23 protein-coding genes are annotated in these 23,531 nt (G+C 36.3%); 12 read left to right on the top strand and 11 right to left on the bottom strand.

Annotated elements, in window-relative coordinates; translation table 11 throughout:
- Positions 1 to 32 precede the first annotated feature (32 nt).
- The 4 genes from ACM6F9_RS17315 to msrB all read left to right on the top strand — a co-directional run bounded on the left by ACM6F9_RS17315 (position 33) and on the right by msrB (position 2,500).
- Positions 33 to 587, top strand: a complete 555-nt coding sequence (locus ACM6F9_RS17315) for a sigma-70 family RNA polymerase sigma factor (protein ID WP_414846869.1) — start codon at positions 33 to 35, stop codon at positions 585 to 587.
- 5 nt (positions 588 to 592) lie between these two features.
- Entirely contained in the window at positions 593 to 862 is a 270-nt protein-coding gene (locus tag ACM6F9_RS17310) for a hypothetical protein (RefSeq protein ID WP_414846868.1), read from the top strand.
- A gap of 79 nt (positions 863 to 941) precedes the next feature.
- The gene (locus tag ACM6F9_RS17305) at positions 942 to 1,385 is read left to right on the top strand and encodes a DUF417 family protein (protein WP_414846867.1); all 444 of its coding nucleotides are present in this window, start codon (positions 942 to 944) and stop codon (positions 1,383 to 1,385) included.
- A 17-nt stretch (positions 1,386 to 1,402) separates the two neighbouring features.
- Positions 1,403 to 2,500, top strand: a complete 1,098-nt coding sequence (gene msrB, locus ACM6F9_RS17300; protein WP_414846866.1) for a peptide-methionine (R)-S-oxide reductase MsrB — start codon at positions 1,403 to 1,405, stop codon at positions 2,498 to 2,500.
- A gap of 155 nt (positions 2,501 to 2,655) precedes the next feature.
- Here the strand turns inward: msrB and ACM6F9_RS17295 are convergent, their stop codons facing one another.
- Complete coding sequence (locus ACM6F9_RS17295; RefSeq protein WP_414846865.1) at positions 2,656 to 3,501, bottom strand: ABC transporter permease; 846 nt, start codon at positions 3,499 to 3,501, stop codon at positions 2,656 to 2,658.
- A gap of 2 nt (positions 3,502 to 3,503) precedes the next feature.
- Positions 3,504 to 4,406, bottom strand: coding sequence for an ABC transporter ATP-binding protein (locus ACM6F9_RS17290; protein WP_414846864.1), 903 nt, complete (start codon positions 4,404 to 4,406; stop codon positions 3,504 to 3,506).
- Positions 4,407 to 4,522: 116 nt separating this feature from the next.
- Between ACM6F9_RS17290 and ACM6F9_RS17285 the strand changes: the two genes are divergently transcribed.
- The 5 genes from ACM6F9_RS17285 to ACM6F9_RS17265 all read left to right on the top strand — a co-directional run bounded on the left by ACM6F9_RS17285 (position 4,523) and on the right by ACM6F9_RS17265 (position 9,390).
- The gene (locus ACM6F9_RS17285; protein ID WP_414846863.1) at positions 4,523 to 5,875 is read left to right on the top strand and encodes an ATP-binding protein; all 1,353 of its coding nucleotides are present in this window, start codon (positions 4,523 to 4,525) and stop codon (positions 5,873 to 5,875) included.
- A gap of 71 nt (positions 5,876 to 5,946) precedes the next feature.
- Positions 5,947 to 7,053, top strand: a complete 1,107-nt coding sequence (locus tag ACM6F9_RS17280; protein WP_414846862.1) for an NAD(P)/FAD-dependent oxidoreductase — start codon at positions 5,947 to 5,949, stop codon at positions 7,051 to 7,053.
- Positions 7,054 to 7,085: 32 nt separating this feature from the next.
- Entirely contained in the window at positions 7,086 to 7,385 is a 300-nt protein-coding gene (locus ACM6F9_RS17275) for a hypothetical protein (protein ID WP_414846861.1), read from the top strand.
- A 109-nt stretch (positions 7,386 to 7,494) separates the two neighbouring features.
- A complete protein-coding gene (gene prfB, locus ACM6F9_RS17270; protein ID WP_414846860.1) occupies positions 7,495 to 8,607 on the top strand; it encodes a peptide chain release factor 2 in 1,113 nt (370 codons plus the stop codon).
- Between the two features lie 84 nt (positions 8,608 to 8,691).
- Positions 8,692 to 9,390 carry a DedA family protein gene (locus ACM6F9_RS17265; RefSeq protein WP_414846859.1) on the top strand — a complete coding sequence of 233 codons (699 nt, stop codon included), beginning with the start codon at positions 8,692 to 8,694 and terminating at the stop codon, positions 9,388 to 9,390.
- A 275-nt stretch (positions 9,391 to 9,665) separates the two neighbouring features.
- Here the strand turns inward: ACM6F9_RS17265 and ACM6F9_RS17260 are convergent, their stop codons facing one another.
- From ACM6F9_RS17260 to ACM6F9_RS17250, 3 genes are read right to left on the bottom strand one after another with little or no spacing between them, the layout of a single operon-like run.
- Positions 9,666 to 10,535, bottom strand: a complete 870-nt coding sequence (locus ACM6F9_RS17260) for an alpha/beta hydrolase (protein WP_414846858.1) — start codon at positions 10,533 to 10,535, stop codon at positions 9,666 to 9,668.
- Positions 10,536 to 10,587: 52 nt separating this feature from the next.
- Entirely contained in the window at positions 10,588 to 11,979 is a 1,392-nt protein-coding gene (locus ACM6F9_RS17255) for a serine hydrolase (RefSeq protein WP_414846857.1), read from the bottom strand.
- Positions 11,980 to 12,006: 27 nt separating this feature from the next.
- Positions 12,007 to 12,489 carry a tetratricopeptide repeat protein gene (locus ACM6F9_RS17250; RefSeq protein WP_414846856.1) on the bottom strand — a complete coding sequence of 161 codons (483 nt, stop codon included), beginning with the start codon at positions 12,487 to 12,489 and terminating at the stop codon, positions 12,007 to 12,009.
- Positions 12,490 to 12,644: 155 nt separating this feature from the next.
- Between ACM6F9_RS17250 and ACM6F9_RS17245 the strand changes: the two genes are divergently transcribed.
- Positions 12,645 to 13,529 (top strand): DUF808 family protein, encoded by an 885-nt coding sequence (locus ACM6F9_RS17245; RefSeq protein WP_414846855.1) that lies wholly within the window; start codon positions 12,645 to 12,647, stop codon positions 13,527 to 13,529.
- 152 nt (positions 13,530 to 13,681) lie between these two features.
- Here ACM6F9_RS17245 and dnaJ read toward each other — a convergent pair whose 3' ends face one another.
- The 6 genes from dnaJ to proS form a co-directional block, all read right to left on the bottom strand.
- The gene (gene dnaJ, locus ACM6F9_RS17240; protein ID WP_414846854.1) at positions 13,682 to 14,800 is read right to left on the bottom strand and encodes a molecular chaperone DnaJ; all 1,119 of its coding nucleotides are present in this window, start codon (positions 14,798 to 14,800) and stop codon (positions 13,682 to 13,684) included.
- Positions 14,801 to 14,901: 101 nt separating this feature from the next.
- On the bottom strand, positions 14,902 to 15,441 hold the full coding sequence (locus tag ACM6F9_RS17235) for a nucleotide exchange factor GrpE (RefSeq protein WP_374200551.1): 540 nt from the start codon (positions 15,439 to 15,441) through the stop codon (positions 14,902 to 14,904).
- A gap of 512 nt (positions 15,442 to 15,953) precedes the next feature.
- A complete protein-coding gene (locus tag ACM6F9_RS17230) occupies positions 15,954 to 16,247 on the bottom strand; it encodes a Bor family protein (protein ID WP_414846853.1) in 294 nt (97 codons plus the stop codon).
- 204 nt (positions 16,248 to 16,451) lie between these two features.
- Positions 16,452 to 17,780, bottom strand: coding sequence for an Nramp family divalent metal transporter (locus ACM6F9_RS17225; RefSeq protein WP_414846852.1), 1,329 nt, complete (start codon positions 17,778 to 17,780; stop codon positions 16,452 to 16,454).
- A 113-nt stretch (positions 17,781 to 17,893) separates the two neighbouring features.
- Positions 17,894 to 19,219, bottom strand: a complete 1,326-nt coding sequence (locus ACM6F9_RS17220) for a DUF937 domain-containing protein (RefSeq protein ID WP_414846851.1) — start codon at positions 19,217 to 19,219, stop codon at positions 17,894 to 17,896.
- 119 nt (positions 19,220 to 19,338) lie between these two features.
- The gene (proS, locus tag ACM6F9_RS17215) at positions 19,339 to 20,814 is read right to left on the bottom strand and encodes a proline--tRNA ligase (RefSeq protein ID WP_414846850.1); all 1,476 of its coding nucleotides are present in this window, start codon (positions 20,812 to 20,814) and stop codon (positions 19,339 to 19,341) included.
- Between the two features lie 143 nt (positions 20,815 to 20,957).
- Here proS and ACM6F9_RS17210 point away from each other — a divergent pair, with 143 nt between their 5' ends.
- Both ACM6F9_RS17210 and ACM6F9_RS17205 read left to right on the top strand, forming a co-directional pair.
- Positions 20,958 to 22,091: a prolyl-tRNA synthetase gene (locus ACM6F9_RS17210; RefSeq protein WP_414846849.1), complete on the top strand. Its 1,134-nt coding sequence runs from the start codon at positions 20,958 to 20,960 to the stop codon at positions 22,089 to 22,091.
- Between the two features lie 53 nt (positions 22,092 to 22,144).
- Positions 22,145 to 23,530, top strand: a complete 1,386-nt coding sequence (locus ACM6F9_RS17205; RefSeq protein ID WP_414846848.1) for an OmpP1/FadL family transporter — start codon at positions 22,145 to 22,147, stop codon at positions 23,528 to 23,530.
- The last annotated feature ends 1 nt before the right edge of the window (position 23,531 follow it).

Raw genomic sequence — 23,531 nt, 5'->3', positions numbered from 1 at the left:
TGTGATCTGAAATAAGATAAAAAATCCTTCCAATGACAAAAGATGAAGAACTGAAAAGCTGGATAGAACAATATTCGGGACCGCTTTTGAAGCGGGCACTATATGTGCTTTCGAATAAAGAAGATGCACAGGATATTGTTCAGGAAGTTTTTCTCGCTGCTTACTCAGTCTATGATTCTTTTGAAGGGAAAAGCCAGGCGCTTACGTGGCTGATGGCTATTCTTAATAGAAAAGTTGCCGATTTTTACAGGAAAAAATATAAATCCGAACCCAATATTAGACTTGATCATTTTTTTGATGAAACCGGATCATGGAAAAATAATGATGTTTTGAATGACTGGAATGTATCTGGAGAAGGTGATGAGCTTTTAGACAGTGCAGAGTTTAATAAAACATTGGAGGAATGCATTGAGGAATTACCCTCCAGATGGAAGATTCTGCTTAAAATGTATTATATAGAAGAAAAAAAAGCACCGGAAGTCAGTCAGGAATTAGAGGTTTCTACGACTAACCTTTGGAAGATTTTGCAAAGAAGCCGCATGCAGCTCAGAGAATGTCTGGAGTTTAACTGGTTTTCAAAATCATAAGTGATATGATAAGAAGAATACTACATATATTATTTTTACCATGCAGTGAAGCTACTTTACTAATGGAAAAAAGAAATGCCCAATCTATTTCTGCCAAAGAAAACAGGAAGTTAAGCATGCACCTGATGATCTGCAAATGGTGCAGAATGTACAATGAAAAGCTGGCTCTTCTGGATAAAGCATTTAAAAAGACTTTTTCTGAAAAAGAAACAGAAATAAATGAAGCTGAAATTCAGGATTTTAAAAATAAAATGATCGATAAGTTGAATTTCTAAGAAAATTTCTGTCAGGATTTTAAAAAAGCTCCGACTATACTTTCGAAAACGATAAAGTATTAATTAAAATCTTAAAAACATGGTCGGAACAGTACAGAAATCTAACAGTCAATTAACCCGAATCGGGTATTACATTTCGCTTTTCGGAGCAGCACTTATTTTGCTGTGGATTGGTATTTTCAAATTTACCCCCACAGAAGCTTCAGCAATAAAACCTTTGGTAGAAAACCATTTCTTAACTTTTTTCGTATATAAAATTATAAGCGTCCAGGCAGTGTCAAATCTTATCGGAACGATAGAAATTATCATTGCATTACTCCTGATATTTAGTGCGAAATTTGCTGTATTGAAAAAGTATGCAGGTATCGGAATGATAGTAACTTTTCTGGTGACATTAAGCTATTTATTTACAACACCGGGAATGTGGAAAATAGTGGACGGAGTGCCTGTGACGGATTTCTTTATTTTAAAAGATCTTATGCTTTTAGGATTTGGATTCATGATCGTTCAAAATAATAAGTAATGAATAAAAAGGTAAAAATGAAAAATATATTCATTGTACTCGGAATCATTCTGGGTATAGCAGTCTTTGCTGCAGGATCCGGGCTTTTCAAAAAAAATAAGCCTAATGTAGTGGAAATAAAAAAAGAAAATGAGAAAATTATGGATAACAAAAACGTTAGAGAGATTTATTTTGCAGGTGGATGTTTCTGGGGAACAGAACATTTTTTTCAACAAATTCGTGGAGTGGTAGGAACAGAAGTGGGCTATGCCAACGGAAATACTCAAAATCCTACTTATGAAGAAGTGGTAAGCCATACAACAGGTTTTGCAGAAACTGTAAAAGTAAAATATGATCCTGAACAGGTAGATTTGAAACTGTTGATTGATCTTTATTTTAAAACTATTGATCCTACAAGTAAAGATCAACAGGGAAATGACAGAGGAAACCAGTACAGAACCGGAATCTATTTTACCAATAAAACAGATGAAGCTTTGGTAAAAGATGAAGTTCAAAAGCTGGCCAAAAATTATAACAAACCATTACTCGTAGAAACCATTCCATTGAAAAATTTCTACAAAGCAGAAGATTATCATCAGGATTATCTGGATAAAAACCCAGGTGGGTATTGCCACATTGAGCCGGGACTTTTTGAGATGGCCAAAAAGGCGAATCCGCTTCCAAAACCAACGTATCAGAAACAGGATAAAAAAGTTTTAAAAGAAAAACTGACTGCTGAACAATATAATGTTACGCAGGAAAACGGAACAGAAAGACCTTTCCAGAATGAATACTGGAACGAAACCCGTGAAGGAATTTATGTAGATATTACCACAGGAGAACCCTTGTTTATCTCTACAGACAAATTTGAATCCGGCTGTGGATGGCCAAGTTTCTCAAAACCTATTACAAAGGCTTTAATTGATGAAAAAATGGACCGTACCCACGGAATGACCAGAGTGGAAGTAAGAAGTAAAACCGGTGATGCCCATTTGGGACACGTCTTCACAGATGGACCAGAGGATAAAGGTGGACTTCGTTACTGTATCAACAGTGCTTCTCTGAAATTTATTCCAAAAGCTGAAATGGAAACAAAAGGATACGGACAATATCTTCCGTTGTTAGATAAAAAGTAATGTGAAAGGAAGGCTGCCAGATGGCAGCCTTTTTATTTTTATGTCTTATCTCGTCCTAACCTAGTGTTACAAATAAAAAGTGATCCGAAACGAACCACTTAAAAATAATCTTTAAATATTTTAATGATTAAATCTTTAATTCTAATCATTGAAATCTACCAATCTCTTTTTCTCAGAATCCAATATGATCCGAAGATGAAAATAGCACACCAGATAAGACATGCAATAAGACTTTCGGTAGGGTAGTGGAATTCATATTTTAGGCCCATCATTTTAGCCATATTCAATCTCATCATCGGATTAGGAATAAGATTAGACATACTTTCCAGCGGTAAAAGATGGGTAATGAAAAAGTCATTCTGAAGGATTTCATTTCTTTGTGCTCCCTGCATTCCTTTTACTTTTGAGAATACTTCAATAGTGGTTAAAATTGCCTCACCAATCCATAAAACAAAAAGAGCAAGAAATACAAATACAGATTTTCTCAGCAAAATGGAAAGGAACATTAAGAAACAGAAGAACGTAAATAATTTTACCAGATAATTTCCAATAAAGAAAATCTCAGCAAAAACCTTTGTAGACTCAGTTGTATTTGAGTATTGATACCCTAAAAACAAAGTAATTCCCAATACAATTGCCGTTGAAACAAGAGTGAAAATACTTATTGTCAATAGCTTTGAAGTGATGAATTCCTTTCTGCTTAATCCATCAATGGTATTCTGCTTAAACATTCGGTTGCTGAATTCCTGTGAAATGGAGAAAACAATAATCAGTCCCAGGAAAATTTTCAGCAAAGCAACAATCCATGTGGTGAAATTCCAGATTTCCGGGAAATTATAAATGCCCTGTTCCTTTAAGTTAATTGTTCCTCCAAAAATATCAAAGTCAACCAATCCGATGAAAAGCAAGGCAATAAGAATGGCAAAATAAAGTATTGTGAAAACCTTAAACGGTTTGTAGTTCAGGTTTTTATAGTATTCCAGTTTTAATAATTTTATCATGACTAATTGGTGTTTTTTACAAGTTCAAGGAATTGAGATTCAAGAGAAAGTTTTTTCTTGGTCAAATGGGAAAGGTAAATTCCTTTCTCTGCCAGTTTCTGATTCATCGCCGAAGCTGAAATAGATGCATCATCACGAATCTGAGCCTTGATAAGATCTCCTTCCTGATTAATAGAAGTGAACCATTGTAGTTCGTTCAAAGCATTTAAAAGTAATGTATTATTATCAGCTTTCAGTTCAAAATATCCATTGTTGGAAGTCATTTCATCCACTCGTCCACAATAAATAGAATTTCCTTCTTTCAGGACAATGACATGGCTGCAGATTTTTTCAATTTCGTCCAAAAGGTGGCTTGCAATGATAATGGTGATTCCCTGCTTGGCAATATCATTGATGATTTCTCTGATCTGGATGATTCCTTCTGGATCTAATCCGTTGGTAGGCTCATCCAATATCATTACTTCAGGGTTGTTTAGCATGGCTGAAGCGATGGCAAGACGCTGTTTCATTCCCAAAGAAAAAGTTTTGAAAGTATCTTTTCTCCTTTCATACAGATTAACGGTTTTCAGAACTTCGTCAATTCTAGAATAGGGAGCTCTTTTAATTTCTGCTACAATTTTAAGGTTGGTTTCTGCACTTAAATAAGGATAAAAGTTGGGCTGTTCGATAATCGCTCCAATCTTTTTTAACGTTTCCGGATCAGTTCCTTTTTTTCCAAACCAAAACCAATCTCCGCTGGTAGGATTGATTGTTGAAAGAAGCATCCCAAAAGTTGTGGATTTCCCACTTCCATTCGGACCCAAAAGCCCATAAACATTTCCTTTTTCTACATCAAAAGAAATATTGTTGACCACAACTCTTTTGAATTTCTTTGTCAAATTTTTTACTGATAAAATCTTTTCCATGTAATTTGTTTTACATAGTAGTAGTCTATATAAATTAGATAATGTTACAGAATTATCATAAATCAATGTCAATTTATTGGTAAATAGATTAAATTTGATAGAATTAATCAACACTTATGAAGCTAATTGAACTGGCAGAAGAACTGAATGTATCTGCAGAAGCCATAAAACAGTTTATACAGGATTTTGATCTTGAATTGGTAGACTGTGTCAGTACGAATTTTGAAGTAAAAGAAGATTTTGAAAAATTTGCCCGGGAAAATATAGACTTTTTAAGGTTATATGAAAAAGATCTGGATAAAAATAAAACACTGGAGCAGATTGCCAAAGTCATCAATCAGCCTAAAGATAAGGTAGAAAAGGTGATTAAAGATAATGATCTTAATATTTTTGATAATGGTTTTTTTAAATCCTCCATTTCAAGCTACGGAATTGATAACAAACTGGGAGGAAATTATCAGTTTGTTTATGATTATTTCGGACATAAAACGAGCCTCCAGCAAAGAGATTTTATAGGATACAGAGACCTTTTCTTCTATACTTCTACTGTTCTGGAACCTTTCCTGAATCCACAGCAGATTAAAGACTGGGGAATCAATAAACCTGCGGGAATTATCCTGTACGGTCCACCGGGAAGTGGTAAAATATTTTGGGCTAATAAGATTGCTGAAATTATTGGATATCAATTTAAAGAAGTCAAAAAACATTATTTGGGAACTTCACTGGTTGACGGAAATGAAATTACTTTCAGTGATTTTCTGGTTAATATGATGAAGGAAAATAAGATGCTGCTTTTCATGGATGATTTTGATGAAATTATGATGCAGAGAAAAGCAGAAACAGATGTTGCTTCCTGTAATCTTGAGGTTCAGGAGCTTATTCTTCACTATATCGGAAAATTTGAAAAAGAAGGTGTTTTGATGGTAGGTTCTGCCAATTCTGTTTCAGAAATTGACGAAGAAATTCTGGCCCCTGGAAGGTTTGACGTTATGATTCCGATCTTTCCACCCAATGCTTCAGAGCGGTCAGAAATTATTCTGTATGCCATGACGAGAGGACTGGAAGAAGATTCTTTACTTTACAAAATACTTAAAAACAATAAAGCGGATAAGGTTCCTTTCTGGCATGAAATCTCTTCAAAAATGAAAGCATTCAGCAACACAATGCTGATTGATTTCACCCAAAGCTTAAAGAAAAGAATTAAAAATCTTTATCAAAGAACCAGAAACGAAAAACTGAAGATAGATCAGAACCTTTTGAGCGGAGCTTTAAGGGATGCCGGTTCCAAGCTTACTGAAGAATATCTTGATCAGGTAGCAAGATTCCTTGCAGATGCCATTATCAATAATTTTGATGATTTTAAGTTCAGAATTCAGGCATTAAAGAGTGAACTGGAAACCTACAGAGTTGTTGAAGAACCACAAAGAGCCATCGGATTTCAGCATAATGATGAAGGGGATAAAGGGTAAATCGTTCAAAGTTTAGGGTTTAAAGTTTAATGTTTTTCAAAAAATTACTCATCATTGATTACTAATTACTCATGAACAGCGTTTGGGAACTGGATACATTTTACAGAAAAAGGGATGTCATTATTATTGGCGCGGGATTTTCCGGGCTCTGGACTGCGATATCTATTAAAGAGAAATATCCTGAAAAATCTGTTCTGATTATTGAACGGAATTGTATTCCATTGGGTGCTTCAACGAGAAATGCCGGTTTTGCCTGTTTTGGAAGTCTTACCGAAGTGATCGCCGATTCTCAGAAAATGGGATGGGGAAAAACACTGGAGCTTGTTACAATGAGATTTGACGGACTTCAGAAAATCCAACATTATTTTAAAAATGATGAAATAGATTTTGAACTTACTGGCGGTTATGAAATTTTAAACAATGAAGAGCCTTTATTCCATATCGATTCCGTTAATGAAAAGCTGAAAGCGATCACTGGTCTGGATCAAACATATATTCTCAAACAGGACAAAATACAGGAATTCGGGTTAGGGAAATCTGAATTCCTGATTGAAAACCCTTGTGAAGGAAGTCTGCATTCCGGAAAACTGCTGCAGAAATTGTTGGAAAAGTGTCATGAGCTCAAGATTGAGTTTTTATTTGGAACAGAGGTTGAAAAAATTGATGAGACAGAAGAAAACGCTGAGGTTTACCTTTCTGCTGATTTTTCTATAAAAGCAGATCAACTCATTTATTGTACCAATGCATTTACTTCAAAATTTCTGGAAAAAGAAAATATTATTCTAGCCCGTGGGCAGATTCTTCTGACAGAGCCCATAGAAGGATTGAAGTTGAAAGGAACTTTTCACTATGATGAAGGGTATTATTATTTCAGGAATCTCGGAAACCGGGTGTTATTGGGTGGTGGAAGAAATCAGGATTTCAAGACAGAAGAAACAACAGCTTTCGAAACAACGGAATTTCTCCAGAATCATTTAGAAAACTTTTTAAAAGAAGTCATTCTGCCTCATCAACATATTAAAATTGCCCTCCGCTGGTCAGGAATTATGGCTATGGGTGAAGAAAAAACACCTATTGTAAAACAACTTTCGGAAAGACAGTTTTGTGCAGTAAGACTTTCAGGGATGGGCGTTGCTTTAGCTCCGAAAATTGGTGAAATGATTGCAGAAATGATTTGACAGGTAATAAAAATAAATTGGACTAAAAAATAATGAGTCGTTTTAAATATACAATATGGTTTTCTATATTAACACTGCCTCTTGCTTTTCTTGCCATCCTTGCAGCTGGTGGAGGTCACGGGACTTATTTTCCTATATTGGTGGTCTTTCCGTTTAGCTTGCTGGGAACCTTTTTTAATGAAGAGATTCCTCTATTTATTGGCATAATACAATTACCTGTCTATGGTTTTTTAATGGATAAATTTGGATCCAAAAAAGCACTCCCTCTTATAATTACATTGCATTTCATAGGTATATGCACTGCTTTTATGTTGAAAAAAGAGTATTTTTAAATTAATTATTTTCCCACCAGTTAAAAATTTCAGATGCCAATTCTTCTGAATTGAACTCAAAATCCTCCACTCTAAAAGAATTCCTTATTTTTGCAAAAAAGAAACATTCGTGATTAACAACGACCAGATAAAAGAAGTTCAATCCAGAATTGAAGACTTACACAGATACCTTCAGATTGAAAAAAAGAAGATTGAAATTGCCAATGATGATGAAAAAACAGCAGCCCCTGAATTTTGGGACAATCCAAAAACTGCTGAAGCATTTCTAAAACAGCTTCGTTCCAAGAAAAAATGGGTGGAAAGCTATGATGAAATTCAGACACAGTTTGAAGATCTGCAGGTTTTAGCTGATTTTGCCAAAGAAGATCCGGATTCTGAAAAAGAACTGGATGAAACATTCCCGCAATTGGTAGAAAAAATTGAAGACCTTGAATTCAAAAATATGCTTTCCAATGAAGGTGATGAGCTTTCTGCAGTATTGCAGATCACAGCAGGAGCAGGTGGAACAGAAAGTTGTGACTGGGCAGCTATGCTGATGAGAATGTATACGATGTGGGCAGACAAACAAGGCTATAAAATCCGTGAGCTGAATTTTCAGGAAGGCGACGTAGCAGGTGTGAAAACTGTTACCCTTGAAATTGAAGGAGAATTCGCTTTTGGATATTTAAGAGGGGAGAATGGTGTACACCGTTTAGTAAGAATTTCCCCTTTTGACAGTAATGCAAAGCGTCATACAAGTTTTGTTTCAGTATACGTTTATCCTTTGGTGGATGATACCATTGAAATCAATATCAACCCTGCCGATATCAGTTTTGAAACCATGAGATCTTCCGGAGCAGGAGGACAAAACGTAAACAAGGTAGAAACAGCTGTACGTCTTCGTCACGCACCAACCGGAATTATTATTGAAAACTCAGAATCCCGTTCCCAGCTTCAGAATAAAGAAAAAGCAATGCAGCTCCTTCGTTCAAGACTATACGAAATGGAATTGGAAGAGCGTATGAAAGCCAGAAACGAGATAGAAGCCAATAAAATGAAGATCGAATGGGGAAGCCAGATCAGAAACTACGTAATGCATCCTTACAAATTGGTAAAAGATGTACGTTCCGGTCATGAAACATCAGATGTAGATGCCGTAATGAACGGAAATCTTACTCCTTTCCTGAAAGCATTCTTAATGGCCGATGGGACGGCTATTTCGGATGATGATCTTGAATTGTAGAAATATGTTGATTTTTAGTTAAAATCTTATAATTAATTTTTGTTTCAGACATTTTAGACTTACTTTTGTTGTTCATCGATATTTATGGAAGATTTCAATAGCTGGAAGGATTTATTAAACCCTGAATTTTATATTAAAATGGGAGGGTTTTGGCTGATTTTGTTTATTGTTTTTGCTGAAACTGGCCTTTTCGTAGGATTTTTTCTACCTGGGGATTCACTACTTTTCGTTTCGGGAATTTATGCAGTTGAAATCATCAAAGAGACTTTTGGCTCTACAGGGAGCGATTTCTTAGATACAACACTTCTAGCTTCTGGAGTGGCTCTTGCTGCTATCATTGGAAATGAGGTAGGATATTATTTTGGAAGAAAAGCCGGACCTGCCTTATATAAAAGGCCTGATTCAATGCTTTTCAAGAAGAAGTACCTTTATCAGGCTCACGATTTCTTTGAAAAACACGGTGCATTAGCTGTTATTATGGCAAGATTCTTACCGGTTGTAAGAACTTTTACTCCCATTGTAGCAGGTATTGTAAAGATGGATAAAAAAGAGTTCTTAAGAGATAATGTTATTGGAGCTGTTTTATGGTCATTCATTTTGATCTTTGCAGGACATTACCTGGACAAGCTTTTTATGGATCAGTTTGGAATCAACTTAAAACAAAAGCTGGAATACATCATTATTGTCATCGTATTGGTAACTACACTTCCGGTCATCTTTAAGTTTGTTTTTGGAAAAAAGGAAGATCTTTCTAAAAAATACGAAGATCAGGATTTTGAATAAATAAGAAATTCAATCAAAAATATAGAGCCGTCTCATTGTTGAGATGGCTTTTTTAGTGCTTGTAAATAATTTTTTTTTAACGCAAAGATTAATTTCTATTGAATATTATTTTAAGAGAGCGAAGAAGGGAATCAATGAAATTGATTCTTTCTAAGCGGATGTATATTCATGAGCTTCACCGGTGACAAAGTCACACTTCTCTTTGCCTCCTTAAAAATGAAACGTTCGAATTAGTTATCCTTTGCGTTAAATAAGATAAAAGCCTGTAGGAGTTTTTACTTTTTAATCCATTCCAGAATATTCGGATAGATAATACTGTCTCTTTTTCTTTTACTGAAAAGCCTTGGCACATGCCCGGCACCTTTCATAAAAATGAACTTGTGGGGAATATTCATATGGGTAAGTGCTGAATCCATGGCGATGCCCTGATGTTGGTTAACCAAAAAGTCATTATTCCCCTGAAACAAAAGGGTAGGGATATTGGTTATATTGGCAATGGGACTGGCATCTTTAAAGGCATCAGACATATTTTTCCGGTCAAATTTAGTCCCAACTACCTTTTGAAAAGTAGGAGAACTGTATTTGGAATAAAAGGACTTAAGATACTCAGAGCTGTAAAAATCTGTAGGACCGCTTAAAGAAATAATTTTTTTAATCTGCTCAGGATGCTGATATCCGTAAAGCATAGACAAATGGCCACCGGCACTTTCCCCCAGAAGAATATAATTGTTGGGTTGAAGCTCTGCTTTTTCTGCTAAAGAATTGAATTTTTCAATGGCCAGAGCAATATCCTCAAGTTGTTGTTTGTAAGTAATTTTTTCTTTTGTAGAAACCAATCTATAATTCATGTTAATACTTGGAATCTTGTTTTCAAAGAGCATTTTCTGAACCTGAATCATATGTTCCTTTTTACCCAAAGTCCAGGCCCCACCGTGAACAAGAAGAACTACAGGAGCATCTTTAACATAATCTTTTGGCAGAAAAACATCCATTTTCTGTCTTTTATGCTCGCCGTATTTCAGGTTATAAATCTTCTGCTGGCCTCCGGGACCTACCCATACCCTGAATTTCGTATTGCAGGACTGCAAGAGGAAACCAATGCATCCCATGACGAAAAAATGATATCTGAGAACGAGTTTTTTCATTAATTAAATTTACGAAAAATTCTGTTGATTATGAGGCTGTCAAAGGTTATAATCAGAGCTTTTCCGCAGTTTTGGATGAAAGTCCTTTTTTGATTGTAACAACACCTTTTTCTCCGTCTTTGAAAATGAAAGAAATCTCGGAATCATCATCCTGTAAGAAAAATACATCCTCTTTTTCAGCAAGCATTCTTACTTTGAGATCCTTATTGTTCTGAATAAAAAGCTGACCGCTTTCCTCCAAAATATGAATAATACTGTTATCTGAGAGCTGATAATCACCCACATATTTTTTAAGGACATCAGTACTTAGCGTTATCTCTTTTTTGGGTTGTGGAAGTGCGTATGGCTGCCCCAACAAGGCTGCTAAAATGGTGTTTCCAGCTTTTTCCAGCTTCTTACTCGTAATATTGTTTAAGAGGATGATGCAAAGATCTTCATCAGGAAGCATGGCAAAATAACTTGTAGAACCCTCTATATTTCCACCATGGTTAATGAGTTTTTTCCCGTAAAGATCATCAATAAACCAACCGTAGCCATAGCCGCTCAGAAAAGGAGTGGTTGCTTTTTTAAAGGCTTCTTTGGAAACAATTTTATAATCTCTCAATCCTAAATAGTAGTTGTAAAGATCTTCAACAGTACTGTAGATTTGGCCGGCTGGTCCGGTTAATGTAGAATTCCAAACGTTTGTTTTTTCCTGTTTTGTTTTTGAAATATAGGAATAAGGAACTGTTTTATAAGGACTTTTCAGAGCCAGATAGTTAAAACCTGTATGTGACATCTTCAGAGGATCTAAGATGATTTTCCTTACTGCATTTTCATAAGAAAGTCCCGTTATTTTTTCAATGATAAATCCCAATAAGATATATCCAGAATTGGTATACGAAAATTGAGTACCCGGCTCAAAATCCAGTGGTTCATTTTTAAAAAATGAAAGCTCTTTACTTTTGGCTATAGATTTTCCGGTGTGAAGAAGGTTAAAATACTCTTTATTTCGCAGTACTTCATAAATTCCCGAAGTGTGGGTAAGGAGATGTTCAATAGTGATTTCATTGCCTCTCGGATAATCGGGAATGAACTTTGAGATAGGATCTTTGAAAGAAAGTTTTCCTTCTTCACTTAGCTTTACAATAACCAGTGCAGTGAATGATTTGGTTAAGGAAGCAATCTGATACACACTTTTATCCTGATTGGGAATTTTTTTTTCTGCATCCTGCCAGCCATATGATCTTTCGAAAATATTTTTATTCTGATAGTGAATCAAAGCTGTTCCGTTAAACTTATTAATTCCAGCAAATGCTTTTATAATGCTGTCAATTTCCTGTTTTTTCTTTTCCTGGTTGATGTTATTGGGATTAGTCTGAGCCTGAGCCTGGAAAGTGGAGCAGAATGTACTGAACAGGCAGAATAAACATTGTAAGGTTAAAATATGAAATTGAGGTCGCATAGTATCAGGTTTTAAAAACGGTTAAAATTATAGGTTTTCAGCGTAACGGCTCAAAGAATTATTGTATCTGGGCAAATGTTTTGATATTGCTTTCAACGCTAAAGATAAGGCTTCCTTGTGCTCTCCTGCTGAAGAAAGAGATAATGCTAAAAAAGAATCTACGGCATCATTCAGTTCATCAGAATAGTTGGCTTTTTCTTCCCTTAAAATTTGGATGCTTTCCTCTATTTTCCCATTATTTCTTAAGGTACTTGCCAGCTGAATTCTTGCTCTTCTTCTCCGCAAACCGGTTAATCCCTTATCCAGTGCAGATCTGTACAAAGGTTCCGCTTCCTTTTCATGTCCGGTGGAGTCAAAAGCACAGGCTCTTTCAAAATCGGCAATGGACTGTGAGTCTGCATCAGTAAGTAATTCTACATGTTCTTTAATCTGCTGAATAAACACATCATTGCTTATTGTTCCCAGTTTAAGCCATATACTTTGCAATTGGGTTTCCCAGTTTTGATCCATTGAATAGATTTTGAACAAAGATATAAAATATTGAAAGCGAAGCATTGCTTTACTATTCTCATATTTTTCAAAATAATTGTGATATTATGAATCCAAAAACGGAATTAAATATTTATTTTTGCTGGACTTAACAAAGATTAAAAAAAAATTAAAATATGGCATCAGGCTTTTTTGCTATTTTGGATGATATTGCAGCATTGATGGATGATGTAGCAGTAACCAGTAAAATTGCTACTCAAAAGACAGCAGGGATTTTAGGAGACGACCTGGCTGTAAATGCAGAAAAAGCTACGGGCTTTCTTTCTTCAAGGGAAATTCCGGTTTTATGGGCAATTACAAAAGGTTCTTTTATCAACAAACTGATCATTCTGCCTATCGTTTTTTTACTTAATTGGTTATATGCTCCGGCTATTAATTATATATTGATCCTTGGAGGATTGTATCTGGCTTTTGAAGGCGTTGAAAAAGTAATAGAATTTCTTTTTCACCGTGACAAAAAGGGTCATGAAGTCATAGAGGAAATTGAAGAAGACGAAAAAAGTTCTGAAGAAATTGAAAAAGAGAAAGTAAAATCAGCAATTACAACTGATTTTATTTTATCAATCGAGATCGTTATTATTGCTTTAGGAACCGTATTGGAAGAAAGTCATCCTTTCATTACGCAGATTTTAGTAACGAGCTTGGTTGCATTTATCGCTACTGTTGGGGTTTATGGAATTGTAGCGTTGATCGTAAGAATGGATGATGCGGGGTTTAAATTAATAAAGAAAAGTAACGATAAAGGTTTTTTCGGGAGACTTGGACATCTATTAGTGAAGGCTTTACCTATTGTTATTAAAATATTAGGAGTCGTAGGAACAATTGCTTTAATAATGGTTGCTGGTGGAATTTTTCTGCATAGGATTGAATTTTTCCATGGGATACTTCCAACCTGGCCAGATGTTTTGAAAGAGCTTACGCTTGGTGTTGTTGGCGGATTAGTAGCGGTTGCCGTATTTACTTTAGGAAAAGGAGTCTATTCTTTAGCAACAAAAAAATAAAACAGAATTAGAATTAAATAACCAGAAAAATCCTGTACCCGAAAGAGTGCAGGATTTTTTATGATCAGGCTCAAAGATAAATTTAAACCTTGAATATAAAACGTTGAACTTTAAACAAAAAAAGAGACTTTTTACAAGTCTCTTTTTCTATATTAATTGAATAAATCTTTTACTTTATCAAAAAAAGTTTTTTCCTTTCCGGATGGTTCTGCTACCATTTCTCCACTGGACATCTGCTTTTCGAAGAAGTCTTTCTGGTCTTTAGTAAGCTTCTGTGGTGTCCATACATTGATATGGATGAACATGTCTCCTTTGCCATAGCTGTCGATGCTCGGAAGTCCTTTTCCGGCTAATCTTAAGATCTTTCCAGACTGAGTTCCCGGATCAACAGTAATTTTCACTTTTCCACCTACCGTAGGAATTTCTTTCTTAGTTCCTAAAGCCGCTTCAGCAAATGAAACGTACAGTTCCTGGTGAAGATTATCGCCTTCTCTCTTGATTACCTGATCTATTTCCTCTTCAATAATAACGAGAAGGTCCCCCGGAATTCCTCCAAATGGGGCATCATTTCCTTTTCCTCTTACATTAAGCTGGATGCCGTCTCTTGCTCCTGCCGGAATATTAATTGTGATTTCCTCTTCATCTTTGATAAGACCTTGTGCGTTGGCTCCTGCAGGAATCTTATCAGCAACTTTTCCAATTCCCTGACAAGTACCACAAGTGGTTTGAGTCTGCATTTGACCAAACATAGTATTCATTACTTTTAACTGAACACCGGAACCATTACAGGTAGGACATGTTTTTGAAGTGGCACCTTCTGCCATCTTCATTTTTTTAACTTTGATGGTTTTTTGAGTACCGTTTACCATTTCCTCAAGGTTCAGCTTGATTCTGATTCTTAAATTAGAACCTTTTACCTGCTGACGGCCTCCACCGCCACCACCGAATCCTCCGAAACCACCACCGAAAATATCTCCAAACTGGCTGAAAATATCTTCCATGTTCATTCCGCCTCCGAAGCCTCCGCCTCCGAAACCACCGTTTCCGCCTACTCCCGCATGACCGAACTGGTCGTATCTTGCACGTTTCTGATCATCGCTCAGAACTTCGTAAGCCTCAGCAGCTTCTTTAAATTTTTCTTCAGCCTCTTTATCCCCTGGATTTTTATCCGGGTGAAATTTGATGGCCATTTTACGGTATGCTTTTTTTATTTCGTCGGCAGATGCAGATTTGTTGATCTCAAGAACCTCGTAATAATCTCTTTTTGACATGACAATTTTATAATTGATTATTGATAAATGATAAAAGATATTATAAAGTTAATAAGTGAAATATTCATCTATTATCACTCATCATTTATCATTTATGAATTTTAATTTCCTGTTACTACTTTTGCAAAACGGATTACTTTATCACCTAAAGTATATCCAGTTTCAATAACGTCTACGATTTTTCCTTTCAAATCTTCCGATGGAGCAGGGATCTGAGTAATCGCTTCATGGAAATCAACATTAAAGCTGTCACCAGCTCTTACTTCCATTGTTTGTAAGCCTTTTTCGGTAAGTTTATTTTTGAATTTCTGATAGATAAGCTCTACACCTTGCAGGTCAGCCGGGTTTCCGTTTTTAGCGATTTCCTTTAATGCTCTTTCAAAATCATCTAAAACCCCTAACATTGAAACCATCATCTCCTGGTTAGCATATTGGAAGAATTCCATCTTCTCCTTGCTTGTTCTTTTTTTATAGTTTTCGAATTCAGCATACAATCTGATGTAACGGTCTTTTTCTTCTGCCAAAAGTTCTTCTGGAGAAGGTGCTGCTGTCACATTGTCCTGAGACGTTGCGTCATTCTGAACGTTGTTTTCTTCCTGATTATTGATGCTTTCTTCGTTAATATCCTGGTTTTCCATAATTCAATATTTATTTAATGATTGTTTGACAAAGAGCCTGCCAAATCTAAAATCTGGACATTAAGGCAGATTTTGATAAATGGTGGTTGATTTCTGATAGTATACTAAAACACTAATGTTTCAATAGTGATGTATGAAAAGTTCTAGAGGTTAATAATCAACATTCATTTCTTCAAAAAAAATCACATATAACGTTTAAATATCAAACTAGCTATCAGTAACTATTTCCAGAAGTTTTATCACGTTATCTACTCATACTTCCAAGCTTTCTTTACGTACTGCAGGATAATCGGAATTGCCGATTAGGGAATTTATGTCTCATGATTTGTTAATTCAAATAAGAAATGGAATTGAATAGCAAATGTGAGAGTATATATAACTTGAATCCGGTACAAAGGTCATGGCTCAATGATTATAATTTATGGGTTAGAATTTTGTTGATTTAGTTTAAATATAGAAAAACCGACTCATTTCAAAGAGACGGTTTTTGTACATTCATTATGCAGAGTAAGTTTTTATTTAGTTACTGTGGTTGTGGTAGGAGTGTAAATACCAAAAGTAACTGCTGAAATAAGACCATTAAGGAAAGTTTGTCTGGTATGAACTGTGTAATTCTCAGAACCATTTGCCAGTTTATTTGAATCTGAAACAGATGCAGGAATTAAGCCTTCCACAAAGTAATGGTTCCATTTGGTTGTTTTCTCAACTCCTGTTGCTCCTTTTCCTACAACACTTGTATAGGAGTAACAAGATGTTAACAAAATTGACGCAGCGACAGCAACAGTCATAATTCTGAATGTTTTTTTCATTTTTTAAAATTTAAATATTATAGTTGAAGTGTGTGTGTTGGTTTATTGTAAAACCACTGATTTGATATCAATATCCATGCCTTTTTGATTATTTAATGAATAATAATTCGATTATAGGCTTTTTGTTTAAGATATTGATAATTTACATAAAACGTTAATTTTTAATTTTAACTATAATTTTTAAATTTAAATAATGAACATTGACTAAAAAAAAGTTTTATAAAGCAAATAGATATTTAAAATAATTATTACAAAAGAAATAATCCAAACACAGATTTTAAGGAAAGGTTTGTTGACAAATTCTCCCATTTTAGCTTTATCATTGGTAAACATCACCAGAGGAACAACAGCAAAACTAAGTTGCATTGATAAAATGACCTGGCTTAAAACCAATAATTCGGTTGTTCCCTGCTCGCCATAAAGAATAGCGACAATAAGTGCAGGAATTACAGCAATAAGTCTTGTAATCAATCTTCTTAGCCATGGTTTTAATCTGATATTCAAAAAACCTTCCATGACAATTTGCCCTGCAAGAGTGCCTGTCAATGTAGAGTTTTGTCCGGATGCTAATAGAGCAATAGCAAATGCAATACTCGCCATGGAAGCACCTAAGATTGGGGTCAGCATTTTATAGGCGTCATGAATGTCCGCCACATGTTCGTTCCCTGTAGTATGGAATGTAGCGGCAGCCAGAATAAGAATGGCTGCATTGATGAAGAAAGCCAGCATTAATGAAGCTGTACTGTCTATAGTTGCAAATTTTATCGCTTCTTTTTTTCCTTCTGTATCACGCGTGTAGTCTCTGGTCTGAACAATACTGCTGTGCAAATATAGGTTGTGTGGCATCACCGTAGCTCCTAAAATTCCGATAGCAATATAAAGCATCGCAGGATTCTGAATGATTTCCTTTTGTGGAACCAGTCCTCCCAGAATTTCATTGAAAGCAGGTTTTGAAATAACAATTTCATACACGAAACATGCTAGAATAATAAATATAAGTCCCCCTACAATACTTTCAATCCATCGGAAACCTTTGGCCTGAAGTAAAAGGATAATTAAGACATCCACTGTTGTAATGACAATTCCCCAGGTTAAAGGGATATGAAATAGGAGGTTTAATGCAATGGCAGAACCAATGACCTCGGCAAGATCACAGGCGGCAATGGCAATCTCACAGAATATCCACAGAATAAAATTGGTGGTAGGGCTAAAATGATCTCTGCATGCCTGTGCAAGATCTCTTTCTGCAACTACTCCCAGCTTTACTGATAAATGCTGCAAAACCATCGCAAAAATATTGGAGATAAGAATTACAGAAAGTAGAGTGTACCCAAACTGAGCTCCTCCTGCAATATCAGTTGCCCAGTTTCCAGGGTCCATATATCCTACGGCAATCATCAGACCTGGTCCTGCAAATGCAAGATATTTCCTCCAGAAAGTAGCATTTTTAGGAACTTTTATTGATGAGTAAACCTCTGATAAGGAATGAGTTGTTTTATCTTTACGCCAGGCGCTTTTTATATTGAAATTCATAAATGTTAGAAATGACTAACAAATTTAATTAAATAAATGTAAACAGAAGAATTAAGGCATAAAAAAATCCCGGAAATTACTTTCCGGGATCTAATTTTTATTAAGTCTAAAGATTATTTCGCAAATCTGATTGACATTTTTCTGTCAGCAGCTCTTTCAGCATCAGAAGCTTTTGCATCTACTTTAGCAAATTGGCTTCCGTAACCGTCAGCAGCAATTACCTGTGCACCAACGCCAGCTTTAGCTAAAGCAGCTTTGATGAATTCAGCTCTTGCTTTTGATAATTTTACGTTAGAAGCTTCGTTTCCTGTTTTATCAGTGTAACCTCCTACTTTGATCTTTGCTTCAGGGAAAGCTTTAAGGATAGCTACTAAGTTATCCAATTGTCCTTGTGAACCTGCTTCAAGCTCAGTAGAACTTCCCATTTTGAAATTTACGTGGTCAAAATCGTACCATTTATCTTTCAATGCAGAATCATCAGCCGCATTTTTATAACCGCCAGATTTCAGGAATGAAATCATCTGATCCTCCATACCACCTTTGTAACCTTTTAACATTACTCCGTTAAGATCAATGTTTTCATCGGTTTTAGCAGCAGCCGGAGCAGCTGTTGTTGTAGTTGTAGCAGCTGTATCTGTAGTAGAACTTACAGACGCTGAGTCAGACGTAGTGGTTGTAGTAGTGGTCGTCTGTTTTTTCTCACACTGTTTCCATAAGAAATAGGCGGCTGCGATCAATAATAAAAGCGGAAGCAACCATTTCCAGATTGAACCTCCGCCTTGATTATCGTTGTTGTTATTAAATTGTTCTCTTATTTCTCTTGCTCCTTCAGAAACATTTTCTCTTGCTGTAGCTACACCTTCTGCGATGTTATCTTTAGCTGTAGAAGTTACCGAAGAAACTGTTTCTTTCGCCTGACCAAACCAGTTTTCAGCTCCTAGTCCAAAGGATGCCAAAGAAAGACCTGCTGGCAATAATGAAGAAATAATACCTTTCTGATCGTTCAGTAAGCTGGAAATACCTGAAGCACCCAAATTATTGTCTGCTGCATATTTTCCAACTGTACCTGCCGTAGCTCCAGTCACCAGGTTTAACAAAGAACCTGCAGTGGTATTGCTGACTCCTGAAAAACTAGCAATGGAATTGACTAATCCACTTACTTTATCTCCAAAAATTGAAGATAACAAAGTTGAAATAATAGGATTGTTAGACGCTCCGCCTAATAAATTTCCTAAAATTCCACTTGAAGAGGCTTGTGTAATAGCATCCACAACGCCAGGCTTATCTGCACTATTGGCTAATCCACCTACTACAGCAGGTAATAATCCGCCAATTGCTTTAGAAATACCGGATTCACTTTCTCCAAACTGCGATGCAGCCTGTGAAACCAAAGCGGGACCTAATTGTCCTTTAATTAAATCAATGACATTTAAAGACATAATAAATAAATTTTTTTGATTAATGTTGACATAAATTTAAACAAAAATCTGTCCAAACGTCATTTTTTTTTGAATATTTCTTTAAATTTTAATGATTTTATTCTAAATAATTAAAATTTTTAATAAGCTTTTGCGAATAATACACGTCTGTTAGAAGGTTTACCAGAAATCAAAGAAATTCCTTCTTCTACATCATCATCAAGAGGAATACATCTGATCGTAGCCTTCGTTTCGTCCTTGATTTGTTCTTCTTCTTCAGCAGTTCCATCCCAGTGAGCATAGATGAAACCACCTTTCTCTTCCAATACTTTCTTGAATTCTTCATAAGTATCCACTTTGGTGATATTCTCTTTTCTGAATTCAAAAGCTTTGTTATAGATATCCTGCTGAATCGTTTTCAATAAATCTTCGATATAAGAATCCAGCCCTTCAATAGAACGAACTTCTTTTGTAAGGTTATCTCTTCTTGCAATTTCTACAGATTTGTTTTCCAGGTCTCTTGGTCCCATTGCAATTCTTACAGGAACTCCTTTTAATTCATATTCTGCGAATTTCCATCCCGGTTTGTTCTGAGTGTCATTGTCGAACTTCACAGAAATACCTTTTGCTTTCAGTTTAGCCTGAATATCCAAAGCCACTTCACTGATTTGCTCTAGCTGCTCTTCTCCTTTAAAGATAGGAACGATTACTACCTGAATAGGTGCTAAAGTAGGAGGCAGTACCAATCCGAAATCATCTGAGTGCGTCATAATCAAAGCACCCATCAAACGGGTTGAAGTACCCCATGAGGTAGCCCATGCATGCTCAATTTTCCCTTCTTTGTTGGTGAATTTTACATCAAATGCTTTTGCGAAATTCTGTCCTAAGAAGTGAGAGGTTCCAGCCTGTAAAGCTTTTCCATCCTGCATTAATGCTTCGATACAATACGTTTCATCGGCTCCTGCAAATCTTTCAGATGGAGTTTTCAATCCCTGAATTACCGGCATTGCCATAAAGTTTTCTGCAAAATCTGCATATACTTTATTCATTTTTTCTGCTTCTTCAATCGCTTCATCTTTTGTAGCATGAGCAGTGTGACCCTCCTGCCATAGGAATTCTGCCGTTCTTAAGAAAAGACGTGTTCTCATCTCCCAACGAACAACATTCGCCCATTGGTTGATCAATATCGGTAGGTCTCTGTAAGACTGAATCCAGTTTTTGTAGGTATTCCAGATAATAGCTTCTGAAGTAGGACGAACGATAAGTTCTTCTTCCAGTTTTGCATCCGGGTCAACAATCAGTTTTGATGGATTGTCCGGATCGGTTTTTAATCTGTAGTGGGTAACAACAGCGCATTCTTTTGCAAAACCTTCTGCATTCTTTTCCTCTGCCTCAAACAAGCTCTTGGGCACAAAAAGCGGGAAGTATGCGTTAACGTGACCTGTTTCCTTGAACTTTTTATCCATTTCATCACGCATTTTTTCCCAGATTGCATAGCCATACGGTTTGATTACCATACATCCACGAACGCCTGAGTTTTCAGCTAAATCAGCTTTTACAACCAGCTCATTATACCATTTGCTGTAATCTTCGCTTCTTGAGGTTAATTTTGCCATTATTCTTTAAAATTTTTTTAACTTTTGTACATTATTGTTATCTAAAAATAAAAATCTATTTTTGATAGATTTTTTTACCAGTGTTTGGTACATTTTTGGTACAGATTGCAAATATAATTTAAATTAAAAATTTTTACGTTATCATGAAAAGAAATATACATAAAAATTTGCTTGGTCTGCTAAGATCCAAAGGGATATTGGCTATATCGGGCGGATTATTACTTGTGTCTTGTGGTGCTCAGATGGGAGGGTATAGCGAGACAGACGGGGTGTATTACGACCCCAATAAGGATACGCTACCTGAAGGAGTTATCATTAATGATAGCGGAAACAGAGTAGGAGAATATTATGACTACTATCAGGATTCCAATGTGATTGAAAATGCACAGGCGAATTCCAGAGAGCAGCAAAACAGATATAATGACTGGGGTAATACCAATACCAATTGGAATACCAATGCCACAGATTCAGACTGGGGACTTTATGCAGGTTCTCAAACTAACTACTATGACAACTCATGGGGATGGGGATCTCCTTGGGGATGGTATGGTGGTTACAGCCCGTATTGGGGTTGGGGTATGAACCGCGGCTGGGGCTGGGGTGCTAGCATGTCCTGGGGTTGGGGCGGATCATTCGGCTGGGGCTGGGGAGGCTCTTTCGGATGGGGAAGTCCATACTGGGGATATGGCTATGGTGGCTATTATGATCCATTCTGGGGTGGAGGATACTACGGAAACCCTTATTGGGGATACGGAGGAGGCCACTGGGGTGGTGGTTACTACAACAGACCAGTTTACAGAAGAAGTGGCGTAAGTGGAGGCGGATTCCAGAACACGGGTGTAGCCAATGCGGTATACAGAACGAATACCAATAACTCAGGTTTCAGAAACAGTAATGGAAATGGAGGTTTCAGAAATACCAATAACGGTGGTTTCAGAGATTCTAACTCAAGCGGAGGTTTCAGAAACAGCAATGGTGGTTTCAGAGATGGTAATTCAGGAGGTTTCAGAAACAGTAATGGAAATGGAGGCTTCAGAAATACACAATCTAATGGTGGATTCCGTAATTCTGCACCACAAACAAGACCTAACTATAATTATCAACAATCACAGCCGAGATATAATAACAATAATGGGGGCTTCAGATCTAATGATTCCGGAGGTTTCAGATCTAGCGGAGGCTTCAACGGCGGTGGAGGCGGCGGCTTCAGAGGTGGTTCTTCTGGCGGTGGCGGCGGAATGAGATCCGGCGGCGGAGGCAGAGGTGGCTTCAGATAATTTTCAAACTAATAAACTATCAAAAAATAATGTTAAAAAAATCTTTAGTATTTATGAGTATTTCTGCTGCATTTTATGCGCAGGCTCAGGATGTTTCTGTGATAAGAAATACTGTGGATGTTTACTCAAGTACTCCTATGGTGGGATCAGCTAAATTTAATGCAATGGCTGGATCAAATGGTGCGCTAGGTGGTGATGCAAACTCTTTGCTTACGAACCCGGCAGGTTTAGGGGTTGCTATTTCAGGAGAGGTTTCGGGAACTTTATCTATTTTAGGAAATAAAAACAGCAGTTCTTTGGCTGGATCTACGATGGATTATAGCAAAACTAAGGGAGACCTTGGAAATGCAGGAGGGATCATCGCTTTTCCTCTGATGACAGAAACTAAATGGAAATTTATCAATATTGGTATTAATTTTTCTAATCAGCAACTTGATAATGTAATTCAGTCGCCAGGAAATAATAATATAGTATATGCTTTTGATAAAGCTGATATAACGAAAGATGCTGCAATGGCAGGTCACATGTATGAAAGATACGGTAATTTATCAAAAATGAGCTTTGGGGTAGGTGCTAATTATAACCATAACTTATATTTAGGAGCAGGTTTTAATTTCTTTAATGCTTCATTGGATCAATATGATACTTTATTTTACCGAAATCTAACTAATAATTCTACAGAAGGATTCAGTAAGCAGGATACTCCTTATTCAGAAAGATCTTCAGGTTTTTCTGCTTCATTAGGGGTAATCGGAAAACTAAGTCCGAATTTCAGATTGGGAGCATCTCTTGAAACGCCTACATTCTGGAATATAGACAGAAATTATTATTTCTATAATGATCCTACTTACGGAGATGATATGGGTGCTGAAAACAGAAAGTTCACTTCACCGCTTAAAGCAACTGTGAGTGCTGCATTTGTAGCAAGTAAAAACTTCTCATTGAACGTAGACTATACCCTTGGACTTACAAAACCTGACTATAAAGTTTATGGAGGTGCAGAAAGAGAGTTGAATGATTTCTTTAAAGAAAACTACAAAAACCTTTCAGAAGTAAGAGTAGGAGCAGAATACAGAGTGCAACAATTCAGATTGAGAGGTGGGTATTCTTACCAGTCTAGTCCTTTTGATGCGCTTACAATCAGCAGATTTAATGATGCGGGAACTGTAGGAGATCAGTCTTACAGCAACCTGATATTAAGTGACAGAAATACACTTTCATTCGGTATCGGGTATGATTTCAAATCATTCTATATAGATGCCTCTTATCAGAATATCTCATCTAAATATGCTAATCCTTTCATGAGAGGTTATATGGGGGATAATTTTGATTCATCTTATTACTCTTCGAATAAAATCTTCGAAAGTGATTCTTATGCAGTAAGTGATGTAAAAAGTAACAGAAACAATTTCTTCCTTACAGTAGGATGGAAATTCTAAG

This window comes from Chryseobacterium sp. IT-36CA2 (genome assembly GCF_949767875.1).
Taxonomy (GTDB): domain Bacteria; phylum Bacteroidota; class Bacteroidia; order Flavobacteriales; family Weeksellaceae; genus Chryseobacterium.
Note: the sequence above shows the minus strand (reverse complement) of the source record. Positions and strands in the feature narration are given on the sequence as shown.